The organism is Leifsonia shinshuensis (assembly GCF_022606355.1).
In the GTDB taxonomy this organism is placed as follows: Bacteria; Actinomycetota; Actinomycetes; order Actinomycetales; family Microbacteriaceae; genus Leifsonia; species Leifsonia shinshuensis_B.
The window spans coordinates 283,130-297,245 of record NZ_JAHHZQ010000005.1; the positions used below are offsets into that span (position 1 = coordinate 283,130).

At 70.3% G+C, this 14,116-nt stretch carries 12 protein-coding genes; 7 read left to right on the forward strand and 5 right to left on the reverse strand.

The window, feature by feature from the left end; translation table 11 throughout:
• The first annotated feature begins 47 nt into the window (after positions 1-47).
• Complete coding sequence (locus KNO15_RS20065) at positions 48-293, forward strand: hypothetical protein (RefSeq protein ID WP_241705589.1); 246 nt, start codon at positions 48-50, stop codon at positions 291-293.
• Here KNO15_RS20065 and KNO15_RS20070 read toward each other — a convergent pair whose 3' ends face one another.
• A complete protein-coding gene (locus KNO15_RS20070) occupies positions 294-1,475 on the reverse strand; it encodes a toxic anion resistance protein (protein ID WP_241705590.1) in 1,182 nt (393 codons plus the stop codon).
• Positions 1,476-1,568: 93 nt separating this feature from the next.
• Between KNO15_RS20070 and KNO15_RS20075 the strand changes: the two genes are divergently transcribed.
• A complete protein-coding gene (locus KNO15_RS20075; protein WP_241705591.1) occupies positions 1,569-2,036 on the forward strand; it encodes a GNAT family N-acetyltransferase in 468 nt (155 codons plus the stop codon).
• Positions 2,037-2,048: 12 nt separating this feature from the next.
• On the opposite strand, the gene KNO15_RS20080 is transcribed toward KNO15_RS20075, so the two are convergent.
• On the reverse strand, positions 2,049-2,540 hold the full coding sequence (locus tag KNO15_RS20080; RefSeq protein WP_241705592.1) for an SRPBCC family protein: 492 nt from the start codon (positions 2,538-2,540) through the stop codon (positions 2,049-2,051).
• 122 nt (positions 2,541-2,662) lie between these two features.
• On the opposite strand from KNO15_RS20080, the gene KNO15_RS20085 reads away from it, so the two are divergent.
• A complete protein-coding gene (locus KNO15_RS20085; RefSeq protein WP_241705593.1) occupies positions 2,663-3,151 on the forward strand; it encodes a winged helix-turn-helix transcriptional regulator in 489 nt (162 codons plus the stop codon).
• Between the two features lie 84 nt (positions 3,152-3,235).
• Here KNO15_RS20085 and KNO15_RS20090 read toward each other — a convergent pair whose 3' ends face one another.
• Positions 3,236-4,570: a glycosyltransferase gene (locus KNO15_RS20090; RefSeq protein WP_241705594.1), complete on the reverse strand. Its 1,335-nt coding sequence runs from the start codon at positions 4,568-4,570 to the stop codon at positions 3,236-3,238.
• Positions 4,567-4,695 carry a hypothetical protein gene (locus KNO15_RS23200; RefSeq protein ID WP_278046604.1) on the reverse strand — a complete coding sequence of 43 codons (129 nt, stop codon included), beginning with the start codon at positions 4,693-4,695 and terminating at the stop codon, positions 4,567-4,569. The genes KNO15_RS20090 and KNO15_RS23200 overlap by 4 nt, the downstream gene beginning before the upstream one ends.
• A 149-nt stretch (positions 4,696-4,844) precedes the next feature.
• Here KNO15_RS23200 and KNO15_RS20095 point away from each other — a divergent pair, with 149 nt between their 5' ends.
• Together KNO15_RS20095 and KNO15_RS20100 are read left to right on the forward strand one after the other, a co-directional pair.
• Entirely contained in the window at positions 4,845-5,324 is a 480-nt protein-coding gene (locus tag KNO15_RS20095) for a hypothetical protein (RefSeq protein WP_241705595.1), read from the forward strand.
• Positions 5,325-5,421: 97 nt separating this feature from the next.
• Positions 5,422-6,006, forward strand: a complete 585-nt coding sequence (locus KNO15_RS20100; RefSeq protein WP_241705596.1) for a TetR/AcrR family transcriptional regulator — start codon at positions 5,422-5,424, stop codon at positions 6,004-6,006.
• 71 nt (positions 6,007-6,077) lie between these two features.
• Here the strand turns inward: KNO15_RS20100 and KNO15_RS20105 are convergent, their stop codons facing one another.
• On the reverse strand, positions 6,078-7,025 hold the full coding sequence (locus KNO15_RS20105) for a LysR family transcriptional regulator (protein WP_241705597.1): 948 nt from the start codon (positions 7,023-7,025) through the stop codon (positions 6,078-6,080).
• Between KNO15_RS20105 and KNO15_RS20110 the strand changes: the two genes are divergently transcribed.
• On the forward strand, positions 7,024-9,099 hold the full coding sequence (locus KNO15_RS20110; protein ID WP_241705598.1) for a vWA domain-containing protein: 2,076 nt from the start codon (positions 7,024-7,026) through the stop codon (positions 9,097-9,099). The two genes, KNO15_RS20105 and KNO15_RS20110, sit on opposite strands and share 2 nt — an antisense overlap.
• Before the next feature lie 147 nt (positions 9,100-9,246).
• The gene (locus KNO15_RS20115) at positions 9,247-14,034 is read left to right on the forward strand and encodes an ExeM/NucH family extracellular endonuclease (RefSeq protein ID WP_241705599.1); all 4,788 of its coding nucleotides are present in this window, start codon (positions 9,247-9,249) and stop codon (positions 14,032-14,034) included.
• The last annotated feature ends 82 nt before the right edge of the window (positions 14,035-14,116 follow it).

Sequence of the window (14,116 nt, forward strand, 5' to 3'; positions counted from 1 at the left end):
GACTTTGGTCCCTATCGGCCTCGCGGCCGACGACGGATCGTTGCACCATGAGCACCCCGAGCGCGGAGCGCGCGTCCCGGTCGTACGACCTCACGCGTGACGACTACGCGGCGGTGCCGTTCCTGCGGCACGGCCAGTCGGTCTCGCTGATCCGATGGACCCGGGTGGACGGCGACTGGAGCTACACGACCATCCTGGGCGAGTACGTGCACCGCGACGAGCGCTACTGGTATCTCGTCGTCCGGGGTGTCTCGGCACGGCTCGACCGCGCGGAATGGGCGATCTTCAACTGATCATCCGGTGGCCGGAGGCTCCGCGTCGCGCCGTGACCGCTTGAGGTAGCCGCGCGACCGCGCCACCTGGTGCTCGAGCGCATCGACGGTGTTCGCCATGCTGTCGATCGCCTGGCCGCGATAGGTCTCGATGCTGTCCATGGTGGCGAAGACGTTGTCGAACGCCCGCTGCAGGGTCTCCACGTCGACGGCGGAGGACGTCTGCTCCTTCTGGATCTGCTCGGTCTGGTCGCGCAACGCATCGCCGGTTCGGCCGATCAGGGTGTTCGTGCTCTGGTGGAGGGCGCCGAGCTGGTCGATGACCATGCGCTGGTTGTCGAGGGCTTGCGCGACGACGACTGCCGTCCGCAGTGCGGACACCGTGGTCGTCTTGGCTCTCTCCACACCCTTGATGAGCTGAACATTGTTCTTCGCGATGACATCGAGCGCCAGGTAGGCCTGCACGGAGACGGCGATCTGCGTCGTGAGGTCCTGGCGGCGCTGGCGGATCGGGAACAGCGCCTCGTCCTCCAGCGTCTTGGCCCGCACGGGGTCGGTGAGGCGCAACCGCGCCGCGTGCTCGACCGTCGCCCGGTCGAGCGCGCCGGCGAGCAGCACGTACTCGTTGAGCCGTTCGGTCGTCTTCCACAGCGACGCGCGTTCTTCGGCGATCGCCGCGTTGTCTCGGCGGAGCGCCTCCTCACCGTGGTCGAGCGCGGCCACCATGGAGTCGAGCTGCCGCTGCGCCGACTCGAACCGCTCGATGTAGCGACGCAGCCGCCGGCCGCCCGGCAGCTTCGACAGCGTGCGGTACCGGCCGGCGAGGTGCTGAGGGTCGAAGTCGCTCACGGTGGAGCGCAGCTCCTGCAGGGTCCGCAGCACGCCGTACTGCGGGTCGGTGCGCACCGACTTCTTGCCGCGGGCGGCGGCGAGCGATGCGGCAGGGCGGCTGAGCATCTGGCGGGAGGCGTCGCTCGACTGCCGCATCTCCGCATCGCCGAGCCGGGAGAACCCCACGATCTTGCGGCGGAACGCGTCGCTCTCCGGGTCGGCGGCCGCGAGCTCCGCGATCCAGGCCCGCGCCCGCTGTTCGAGCTCGGCCGCGCGCTCCGGCGGCACGCCCACCATGCCGACCGCCTGGTCTTCGCCGAGCTCGGCGATCGCCTCCGGTGGCCGCAGGTCGTCCCCCGGGTCCGCGTTCATGCGCTGCTCCTCCCGCCACGAGCGTCACGTGCTCCCAGGGTAGGCCGCCACTGCTGGGAGTGGGGTGACTCCTGGTGGCGGTATCGTCGCGGGATGGGCGGGTTGGAGTTCGCACCGGCGAGGGAGGACGACGTCGCCGGGATCGAGGCGCTCGTGCGCGAGGCCTACGAACCCTACGTCGAGCGCATCGGCGCCGAGCCCGGGCCGCTGCTCGACGACTACCGGGCGATCGTCGCCGACGGCCGAGCGACGGTGGTGCGTCGCGACGGCGCGGTGGTCGCGCTGCTCGTGATGTCGGTCGCGGCCGATCACGTGCTCGTCGAGAACGTCGCCGTCGCCGAGTCCGAGCGCGGTGGCGGTCTCGGCGGGCGGCTGCTCGATCTCGCAGACGAGCGGGCGCGCGCGGCCGGGGTCGGTGAGGTGCGCCTGTACACGAACGCTGCGATGACCGAGAACCTCGCGTACTACCCGCGCCGCGGTTTCCGCGAGACCGGCCGCCGCGTCGACGGCCGGTACTCGCGCGTGTTCTTCTCCCGCCGGGTCGACCGCGGCGACCGGTGACGCCGTGCTGCGCTACTGCGCCAGCATCGCGCGCACATCCTCCTCGCGGGGTCCGTTCTCGCCCGACCGGTGTGGCCGACCGACGCCGGTTCGGATGAGCTCGTCCAGACTCGTGCGGATGTAGAACCCCCACGCGTCGAAGCAGACGTCGTAGCACTCGTACGACGGCACCAGGCCGACGTGGGTGAACGTCAGCTCCGTCCCGCCGTCGACCGGCGCGAGGTCGAATCGGATGGTGGTGTCCACCCATTCGCTCTGGTCCTGGACGAACGCCAGGTGGTTCTCGAGCACGCGCCAGACGACGCGTTCACCCGGCACGGCCTCCTCGACGCGGATGCGGCTGTGATGGATGCCGTCGACGTCGTAGTCGAAGACGTCGCCGACCCGTGACGTCGCGCCCTGCACGTCCGTTCCCCACCAGCCGCGCACGTCGGCGACCGCTGCCGACACGTCGGAGGGGGTCGCCGGGACCCGGATGGTGGTGGTGTAGTCCTGCTCGCTCATGATGACCTCCATTGGATTGTGCGACCGCCCTGTCGTGGCGATCGTCGCCTGAGCTTGCTTGATGCAAGCCGAGCGTACGCCCGAGGGCTTGCATCATGCAAGCCCCGAGGTATGATCGGGTCATGCTCGGCACGATGTACGACTCCCAGGCGTGCTCCATCGCGCGATCGCTCGAGGTCGTGGGCGAGCGCTGGAGCATTCTGATCATCCGCGACGCGCTCTTCGCCGGTTCCACCCGCTACTCGGAGTTCCGGCGCAGCCTCGGTATCGCCACCAACGTGCTCCAGGCGCGGCTCGACGGCTTCGTGGAGGCCGGGATCATGCGCAAGGACGGCTCCGACTACCTCCTCACCGAGAAGGGCCGCGACCTGGCTCCCGCGCTGATCGCACTCACCGAGTGGGGCGACCGCTGGTCGGCGCCGGACGGCCCGCCCATCGACTACCGCCACGGCGTCTGCGACGCGCCCGTGCACGGCGAGCTCGTGTGCGAGCACTGCGGCACCCTCGCCGACGCGAGCGAGGTCGTCGGGGTGCCCGGGCCGGGGATGCCCCAGTCGCGCCTCGACCTCATGGGCGAGATCTTCGCCGCGCGGGAAGCCAGGACGGCCTGACCGTCGCGGGACCCGTCGCGCGGCGCCCACGCGATCGGCGTGTGGTGCTCCGCCGCGGTCCACGCGACGCGTGCGGACCCCGTCTCACGAGTCGGCGCGCACCTCGACGACCGCGCGCGTGCCCCAGCCGAGGTTGAGGACCGTGGCCATCGCGTACCAGCGCAGCACCCGCAGGAAGGTGAGTCCCCAGATCGCGGCGAGCGGGGCGGTCGCGAAGGTCAGCCAGCGCTGCGCAGTGGACTGGTCGGACCGCACGACGGCGAGGTACCGGAAGGCCGTCAGCACGTAGAGGGCGACAGCGGCGAGCATCCCGGACGCCAGCATCCACGGATTCAGGAGCTTTCCGGTGACCACGAGCATGATGAGCGTGCTCGTCATCGTGCCGTACGCGATCCACTTCATCATGTGCAGCCAGTAGGCGGCGCCCGTCATCGGGAGGAAGCGCATGCGCCAGCCGGACCGGATGAACGACCCGCGCATCCAGCGCAGCTGCTGACGCACGTGGTGCGAGAACTTCGCGGGCATGAGCGTGAAGGCGAAGGCGGTCGGCTGCTGCACGGTCTTGCCGCGCTGGAGGGCGAACAGGGTGAGCAGGCTGTCGTCGGAGAAGTTGACGCGGCGTCCGGCGAGCGTCTCGTTGAGGTAGAGCTCGACGTTGTCGCGGATCACGCCGCCGCGGTAGAACGCGCAGCCTCCGGAGTTGACCATGACCGAGTTCAGCCGGGAGAACGCCGAGCGCTCGAAGAGCTGCAGGCCCACGGTGAAGACGTCCATCATGCGGGTGAGCAGGCTCGACCGGTAGTTGGTGCTCAGGATGACAGCGGCGACCGACTGCACCTCGGGGTCGGCGAACGCCTTCATCGCCTCGCGCGTCGCGTTCCGGTCGAGGATGCTGTCGCTGTCGACCGTCAGGTAGATGTCGGCATCGGGCTCGCGCCGCATCGCGGCGATCTGTGCGTGCCGTTTGCCGCTGTTCACCTGATCGATCCAGTGCGCCCGGATGCCGAGGGTCGTGCACTCGCGCAGGAACCAGTCCCGGACCGCCGAGTAGTCCAGCTCGGCGGAGGACCCGTCGTTGACGACCGCGACCGCATCGGGTCGCCTGGTCTGGGTGAGGAACCCTTCCAGGCAGCCGCGCAACGCGGGGACGTCCTCGTTGTAGACGGGCACGAGCGCCGCGATCGTGAGCCCGTCGGGGGTGTCGGGGCCCGTGGCGAAGCGTGGGCGATCGGCGATCGCGAGCCCGATCTGTACGACGACCCAGATCAGGAAGACGATGTAGATCACGGCGGCGACGCTGCCGGCGGTCGTCGAGATCTTGAGGAAGACCGTCGCGGCAGCCAGCACGAGCAGGATCGCGCCGACGAAGAGGTACCGGAGCTTCCCGTATGCGACGGTGGGAAGCGGCGTCCGACTCATTCGGCCGGGTCGGTGCGGGGGCGCCGCGGGCGGATCGCCTTGCAGAGCGCCGCGCCGGCCACGACCAGGGGGATGCCGCTGAGGGCGATCGCCCACTCGATGACGGGGACTTCGGAGGGGTCCATGGGGGTCCTTCTGTACGGGGGAGTCGCGATCGCAGGGGAACGTTCGCGCGATGGTCCGATACTACAGGTGTCGCAGGTATGACTCCACATGTTCAATGCCAGAGGTCTCCGGACTGGCTGCGTCTCCGCCATGGTGGGATACTCGCGGCATGGGAAGCACGACCGACGACCGCGCCGCCTTCTTCGACGGCTTGGCCGCCGAGTTCCTGCAGCACTACCGGACGGGGGCGCGGTTCGTCGCGGTCACCGGGGTGGCCGCAGCCGACCTCCCGGCGGCCGCCGACGCGTTCGCGGCTGCACTGCGGACGACGGGCCAGCCTGTCGAGCGCCTGCACGTCGCGGCCGGTCGCGGGGCCGACGAGCTGCGCGCGGAGGTGGTGGCCCCGTTCCGATCCCGTTCACCCGAGGGTGTGCTGGTCGTCGACGGCCCCGGCCTCCTCGGTGACGCGCTGCGCGGCTTCTGGAACTTCTCGGTGTGGACGGAGCACGATCCCGAGCGCGACGCGGACTGGTCGTTCGTCTCGACGGGCAGGAAGGACCCTCTGGGCGCGCCGCGCGAAGTGGCCTCCGTGCTCGTCGACGATGCCGACCCGGAACACCCGCGAAGGCTGTTCGCCGACTCCTGCTGATCCGCGTTCCCCGGCTCGTCGCGCCCGGGCGGTCGCGCGAGCCCGGCTAGAGTTGGCCGCTGGGGGACCACCGGTTCGAACGGATCGAGGACCTACCATGCCACGCCAGGAGCGCGCAGAGCGCAGCCGTGCCGCCATTCTGGAGGCCGCGGCGGACGAGTTCGATCAGCACGGGTATGCCGGCGCGCGACTCGAGCGGATCGTCGAGCGCACCGGGTTGACCAAGGGAGCGGTGTACTTCCATTTCCGTTCGAAGCTCGACCTGGCCAAGGCATTGCTGGAGGAGAAGTACGGCAACTGGCCGCGGATCGTCGCCGAGATCGACAGCAGCGGACTCCGGGGTTTCGAGGCCGCCGCCGAACTCACCAGGCGGGTCGGTGCCGTCTTCGCCTCCGATGTGCGCGTGCGCGCGGCGATGGCCCTCTCGCAGACCGTCCTCCCGCCCGGGCCGGACGCCGACCCGTACGACCACTGGGTGGGCGTCGTCGAGCGTTACCTGGCGCAGGAGGACGGGCTCGCGAGCGACCTCGCGCCACGGGAGCTCGCGATCGTCGCGGTCCAGGGGTTCTTCGGCGCGTACATGATCGCCGCCGAGCGCGGGCGCCTCGACGCGCTTCAGGCCGACATCGACCGCCTCTGGCGGGCCGTCGGCGCCGCGCATCTGGTGCCGAGGGGCACCTAAGCGCCCCTATTCCGCGGTTTTAGGGGCCTTTGGGTGCCCTTCGGCACCGCGAAAGACGAGCAGACGCACGCTCAGAGCGCGGTGAGCTCTTCCCGCACGAAGCGCGCGAACTGCTCGGCGGCCGCCGGCTGCGAGCGGAGCCGGTTGCGGGCGAGGCCGACGACGCGTTGGGCCTCGTCGGCGAGCGGCACGGCCACGATCCCCGGCTCGGCGGGGGTGTCCGGGATGAGCGCCACGCCGACGCCGTCGCGCACGAGAGCGCGCAGCGTCGAGAGCTCTGTCACCTCGATCACCGGCGCCATGACGACGCCGTGGGCGGCGAAGTAGGCATCCGCGATCGTCCGGAGGCCGGAACCCGGCCGCAGGGCGACCAGCTCGGCCTCGGCCAGATCGGCGAACGCCGCCTCGGTGCGCGTGGCCAGGGGATGGCCCTCCGGCACGCCGAGCACCAGGCGCTCGGCCGTCAACGGGACCCAGTCGATGTCGGGATCACGCGGGTCGGGGCTCAAGAACGCGAGATCCGCCGACCCCTCGCGCAGCGCGTCGAGCACCGTGTCGGCCGTGCCGCCGCGCAGCGCGAACCGGATGTCGGGGAACAGGCTGCGGTACTCGCTGACCACCCGCGGCAGCAGCCAGCTGCCGAACGACGACACATAGGCGAGCGACACGATCCCGGCGGCGGGATCGCGCAGCGCGTCGATGCGTGCCCGGCCCGTTTCGAGCTCCGCCTCGGCCCGGAGCGCGTGGGCCAGCAGAATCTCACCGTAGCGGTTGAGCTCGAGATGTCCGCGACGCCGGTCGAACAGTTCGACCCCGGCCTCGGCCTCCAGGCGGGCGAGGGAGCGCGACAGCGTCGACTGCGACACGCCGAGCGCCTCGGCCGCGAGGGCCAGGTGACCCTCCGCCGCCAGCGCCCGGAAGTGGGCGATCTCGTCGATCCGCATGAAGACCATCATGGCGCAGCCGCGCGGCGGCCGGGACTTGCGCCCCGGCGCCGCGCGGGCGAGGGTGTTCGTCATGGGGTACAAGGTGCGCATCACGTCCGTCGTCCTGGTCTGTGCCGTTTCTCTCGCGGCGGCGGTCGCGATGGCGGGTCCCGCGCAGGGCGCGGTGCCGGCACCGGGGCCGGACTCGGCGGTCGTCACGGTGAGCGTCGGAGGCGACAGGACCTCCGACACGACGGTCGCGGGTCTCGCCGGGGTCGAGCTCGGCCTGTTCGCCGCCCCGGACGACACGACTCCGCTGCTCACCTGCACCTCCGACGCCGACGGCGACTGCTCGTTCGTAGTCACGGGCGCCGTCCTCGGCACCGCGCCGTGGGTGAAGGAGATCGCCGCGCCCGCCGGCTGGTTCGCGAACGACACCCTGCGCACGGGGCCGGGGAGCGGGAGCGGCAGCGTCGCGAGCCCGTACCGGTTCCAGACCCCGACGCTGGTCGCGACGAACACCTACCGCTCCACCTCCGACTTCATGAAGAGCAGCTCCAACTCCCTCCCGACCCGCTCGAACGGCGTCTGGCAGCAGTCGCGGGTCAATCCGCCGCTGCCAGCGAGCTGCGGGATGGACGTCGCGCTCGTGCTCGACCTGTCCGCGTCGGTCGGGTCCAACCTCCCGACCCTGAAGAGCTCGGCCGATGCGTTCGCCGACGCGTTCGTGGGAACGCCCTCCCGGATGGCGGTGTACAGCTTCTCGGCCCAGTCGCCGAGCACGGAGGCGGCGACCGGCACCGTGGACACGAACCGGCCGGCGTTGCAGTCCGTGTCGACACAGGCGGGCGCCGACGCGTTCAAGGCCGAGTACGCCTCGTGGGGCCTCGGCGCGGGGACGAACTGGGACGCGGCACTCCAGCGGGTCGCCGAGTCCGGCGTCCACTACGACGCGGTGGTCGTACTCACGGACGGCAACCCGACCCGCTGGGGCGGCACCACCCTGCACGGCGACGGGTCGAGCACGCACTTCACCGACACGGAGGCGGCGGTCTTCTCCTCGAATGTGATCAAGGCACAGGGAACGCGGGTCATCTCCTTCGGCGTCGGCAATGGTGTTTCCGGTATCAGCGGTCTCAACCTCGCCGCGATCTCCGGTCAAGAGGCCTTCGACGCCGCCGCGGGAAACGTGGCCACGGCCGACTACTTCCAGATCCCCGACTTCTCGGGAGCCGGCGACGAGCTCCGCAAGCTCGCACTCGCCAACTGCACGCCGTCCCTCACCGTGATCAAGCAGATCGTGCCGGGCACGACGATCGGAGAAGACATCACCGGCGCGACGCCCGCCGGAGCGGGCTGGACGTTCGACGCGACGGCGCTCACACCCGGCGCGACCGTGACGCCGGCCACAGCGACGACGCAGGCCGACGGGACCGGCGGAGTCGCGTTCCGCGCAGAGCTCCCGACCGGCGCCACGGAGGCGCTGCTGGGCGTCGCCGAGACGCAGCAGCCCGGCTACTCCCTCGTGACCCAGGGCGGCGTCAACGCGGTCTGCACCGACCTCGCCGACGGGACGCGCCTGCCCGTGACGAACGACGGCGGCCTCGGCTTCCAGGTCGCGGTCGGTGCCGATCAGGCCGTCGGCTGCATGGTCTACAACCGCCGACTCGACCCGGCGACGGTGGAGGTCGACAAGACCTGGGTCGTCGACGGGGTGAGCTACACGAACGGCTCGCAGCCCGCGGGAATCTCCGCCGCGCTGCAGCTGTCGCCGGCCGGCGGTGGGTCGCCGGCCGCTCAATCCTTCGGCTCGGTCGTACCCGGCTACACCATCGGCGACCCGATCTCGTTCACCGAGTCGACCTCGCTCGCCTCGGGTTGCACGCTCGTGAGCGCGCGGGTCACCGAGGCCGACGGCGCAACGGTGGACTCCGCGTTGCCGTACGCGCCGACACTGACGGCCGCCGCCTCCCACTACACCGTCACCAATGTGGTCACCTGTCCGGCGCCGCCCGTGACACCGCCCGGTGATTCGTCCTCCACCGCGAGTACGGAGCTGCTGTCCGACACCGGTTCTGACACCGGCTGGACGCCCTTCGTCGCGTTGGCCGCATTCGTGCTCGTCGGAGCAGGCATCACCCTCCGGATGACCCGCGTTCGAGGCTAGGGAACGGGGTCTGCTCAAATGAGCGGTCTACCCCTGTACGAGTTTTCTGTACGTTCACTCACGAGACAGCGTGCGGTTCTCCTCGATTCCTAAGGTTGCGGCGGACTCGCACGAGTTCCCCCCTTCCGACCGAGGAGAGAGATGTCAATGAGACTGCGCACACTGCTGCGCGCCGCCACCGCTGTGGCAGTCGGAGCCGGACTCGCCGCCGGCTCCCTCGTCGCGAGCCCCGCGTTCGCGAGCACGGACGGCACCGGTGTCGTCATCAACGAGGCCTACCTGTCCGGCGGCAGCGCCGGAGCCGCGTACACCAACAAGTTCGTCGAGCTCTACAACCCGGGCGACCAGGCGGTCGCACTCTCCGGATGGAGCCTCCAGTACCGCCCGGCCACGGGCACGGGCGCCGCGAGCGGCGTCGTGCCGCTGAGCGGCAGCATCGCCGCCAAGGGCTTCTACCTCGTCGCCGGCGCCTCCAATGGCACCAACGGCGCCGCCCTGCCCACCCCCGACGCTGCCAGCAACGCCCTCAACCCGAGCGGCACCACCGGCACGCTCATCCTCGCGAAGTCGGCCACCGCGCTGACCCTGCCGACCGGTTCGGTGACGGGCAACGCGAGCGTCGCGGACCTCGTCGGCTACGGCACCTCGAACACGTTCGAGGGCAGCAAGCCGGCCACGGCGCCCTCCGGCAACACCGACGTCAAGTCGCTGAACCGCACGGCGTTCACGGACACGGACGACAACAGCGCCGACATCACGCTCAGCGCCACCATCACGCCGCAGAACACGTCATCGCCCGCCGATCCCGGCAACCCGGGCGGCGGAGGCGGCACCGACCCCGGCACAGGGACCGACCCCGGTCCGCCCGGCACGGTGACGATCGCCGAGATCCAGGGCGCCGGTGACACGAGCCCGAAGGCGGGACAGACGGTGAGCACCGTCGGCGTCGTCACCGCGGCCTACCCGACCGGAGGCTTCAACGGCTTCTACCTGCAGACCCCGGGCACCGGCGGCGCGATCGACCTCGCGACGCACACGGCGTCCGACGCGATCTTCGCGTTCGGCTCCTCCTTCGCCTCCAGCGTCGCCGTCGGCGATTACGTGAAGGTGACCGGCGCGGTGAGCGAGTTCAACGGCCTCACCGAGATCACTCCGACGAAGGTCGACAAGCTCGACGCGAGCACCGTCACCGCTCCCGTTGCCGCGACTGTGGCCCTCCCGGCCACCGACGCGCAGCGCGAGAGCCTCGAGGGCATGCTGATCGCACCGCAGGGCGCGTTCACCGTCACCGACGTCTACTCGGCCAACCAGTACGGCGAGATCGGCCTGGCGGCGGGCGACAAGCCGCTCGTGCAGGCGACCGAGACCGCCCGCCCCGGCACTGCGGAGTACGCCGCGGCCGTCGCGGGCAACAAGGCCCGCTCGGTCACCCTCGACGACGGCGCCTCGACCAACTTCCTCAGCGCGGCCAACAAGTCGAAGCCGCTGCCGTACCTGTCGCTGACCAGCCCGGTCCGCGTCGGCGCCCCGGTCACGTTCACCAAGCCGGTCATCCTCGACTACCGCAACGACGCCTGGAAGTTCCAGCCGACAGCCGAGCTCACGCCGGCCGTCGCCGCGACCGTCCAGCCCGTCACGTTCGGCAACACCCGCACCGCGGCTCCGGCCAACGTGGGAGGCGACCTGCGCCTGGCGACCTTCAACGTGCTGAACTACTTCCCGACGACCGGCGACCAGCTCACGGGCTGCACGTTCTACACCGACCGCGACGGCAACAAGATCACGGTCAACTCCGGCTGCGACGCCCGCGGCGCCGCAGACGCCACCAACCTGAAGCGCCAGCAGGACAAGATCGTCGCCGCGATCAACGCCCTCACCGCCGACGTCGTCTCCCTCGAGGAGATCGAGAACTCGAAGCGCTTCGGCCTCGACAGGGATGACGCGCTGAAGACCCTGGTCGCCGCGCTGAACACCGTGGCCGGCAGCGAGGTCTGGGCCTTCGTGCCCTCGCCCGCGACCGTGCCGTCCAGCGAGGACGTCATCCGGACCGCGTTCATCTACAAGAAGGCGGTCGCCGCCCCGGTCGGCGCGTCGAAGATCCTCGACGACGCGGCCTTCGCGAACGCCCGCCAGCCGCTCGCCCAGGCCTTCAAGAAGGTCGGAGCGCAGGACTCGTCCGCCTTCATCGCCATCGTGAACCACTTCAAGTCGAAGGGCTCGGGAACGGGTGCCGACGCCGACCAGGGCGACGGGCAGGGCGCGTCGAACGCCTCCCGGGTCAAGCAGGCCAACGCCCTCGTCGCGTTCGCGAACGAGCGCAAGACCGCGCTCGGCTCCGACAAGGTACTGCTGATCGGCGACTTCAACGCCTACCTCAACGAGGACCCGATCAAGGTCCTCACCGACGCCGGTTACATCGACCAGGTCAGCACCCGCACCACGAAGGCGACCTACTCCTTCGGCGGCACCGTCGGCTCGCTCGACCACGTGCTCGCCTCTCCGGCGGCCGACGCGGCGATCACCGGCGCGGACGTCTGGAACATCAACTCCGTGGAGTCGGTGGCCCTGGAGTACAGCCGTTACAACTACAACGTCACCAACTTCTACGAGGCGGGCCCCTACCGCTCCAGCGACCACGACCCGGTCATCATCGGCCTGGGCCTGAAGGCCGCACCGGTGACGCTCAACCTGCTGAACATCAACGACTTCCACGGTCGGATCGACAGCAACACCGTGAAGTTCGCGGGCACCGTCGAGAAGCTGCGCGCCGACGGCGGGGAGGGCAACACGCTCTTCCTCTCCGACGGCGACAACATCGGCGCCTCCCTGTTCGCCTCGGCGTCCGCCGGCGACGTCCCCACCCTGGACGTGCTGGGCGCCCTCGACCTGAAGACGAGCGCCGCGGGCAACCACGAGTTCGACAAGGGCTTCGCAGACCTGACCGGCCGCGTGAAGGACGCCTCGGCGTTCAGCTACCTCGGTGCGAACGTCTACCAGAAGGGCACCAAGACGCCGGCGCTGCCGGAGTACTCGGTGTTCACGGTGGACGGCCTCCGCGTCGGCGTCATCGGCGCCGTCACACAGGAGACCCCGACCCTGGTCTCGCCCGGCGGCATCTCGACGCTGGACTTCGGCGACCCGGTGGAGGCGGTCAACCGCGTCGCGGCCCAGCTGACCGACGGCGACCCGTCCAACGGCGAGGCAGACGTGCTGGTGGCGGAGTACCACGAGGGCGCAGGCTTCGGCACGCCCGACGGTGCGACCCTCGACCAGGAGGTCGCCGCCGGCGGAGCGTTCGCCGACATCGTCACCAAGACGAGCGCGAAGGTCTCCGCGATCTTCACCGGCCACACGCACAAGCTGTACAGCTGGGACGGGCCCGTCCCGGGTGTCGCCGGCAAGACGCGCCCGATCGTCCAGACCGGCAGCTACGGCGAGAACATCGGCCAGGTGAAGCTGACCGTCGACCCGGACACCGACACGGTGACCTCGTACGCTGCGCGGAACGTGGCGCGCACCACGGACAGCGACGCCAGCCTCGTGGCCGCGTACCCGCGGGTGGCGAAGGTCAAGTCGATCGTCGACAAGGCGCTCGCCGACGCGGCGGTCATCGGCAACCAGAAGGTCGGCTCGGTCACCTCCGACATCACGACGGCGTACCTCAGCGGCGTGCGTGACGACCGGATGAGCGAGTCCACCCTCGGCAACCTGGTCGCCGACTCCCTCCTGTCGACGCTGTCGCCTGCCCAGCTGGGCGGCGCCGAGATCGGCGTGGTGAACCCGGGCGGACTCCGGGCGGAGCTGCTCTACGGCACCGACGGATCCGTCACCTACGCACAGGCGAACGCCGTGCTGCCGTTCGTGAACAACCTGTGGACGACCTCCCTCACCGGAGCACAGTTCAAGCAGGCGCTCGAGCAGCAGTGGCAGCGCAACGCCGACGGCAGCGTGCCGAGCCGGCCGTTCCTCAACCTGGGCCTGTCGAAGAACGTCAGCTACACCTACGACGCCACCCGACCGGAGGGCGACCGCATCACGAGCATCATCGTGAACGGCGCACCGATCGACCCGGCCAAGTCGTACCGGGTCGGCACGTTCTCCTTCCTCGCGCAGGGCGGCGACAACTTCCGGGCGTTCGCGGCCGGAACCGACACCCGCGACTCCGGTCTCATCGACCGGGACGCCTGGATTGGCTACATCACCGCCCACAGCCCGCTGTCGCCGAGCTTCGCCCGCCGCGGGGTGTCCGTCACGGACGTCCCCACGACGACGCTGCAGCGCGGTCAGCAGGTGAGCTTCGGAGTCCAGAAGCTCAACCTGACCAGCCTCGGCAGCCCGGCGAACACCTCGCTCGAGCTGAGCTGGGGCGGCTCTGCCGTCATCGGCACCGTGCCGGTGGATGTGTCGGGCAACGCGACGGTGACCTTCACGGTCCCCGCGAGCGCTGCGGGCGCGAGCACCCTGGTGCTCACGGCCAAGGAGTCCGGGACGACGGTGCGCGTCCCGCTCACCGTGGCCGACGCCCCGACCGATGGCAAGCCGACCAGCGACCCGAAGGCCGCAGCAGAGTCCAAGCTGACCAAGGCCCTGAACGGCAAGGTCTCGTTCAAGGACAAGGCCTATCACGCGGGCGATCCGATCGACGTCACGGTCGGCAAGGCGCGCGCCGGTCAGTGGGTGTCGGTGTGGGTCTACTCGCAGCCGGTGAGCGTCGGCGGAGGCTGGGTGAAGGTGCCGGCCGACGGCATCCTGCACCTGACCCTCCCGAAGCCGCTCGCCAAGGGCGACCACAAGCTGTCCGTGCAGGACAGCAGCAACACGGTGATCGGCTGGGACGACCTGAAGGTATCCAACGGCAATGCGGTCGGTCACTGGATCTGGACGCTGATCTGGAACTGGCTCACCGGCTGGCTCTGGGGCTGGCAGCAGCAGTGACGACATCCAGTCGCTGAACACGACGGCCGTCGGGCGCCTCGCGCGTCCGGCGGCTGCCGTGCTGTGCGGGATCGATGCCGTG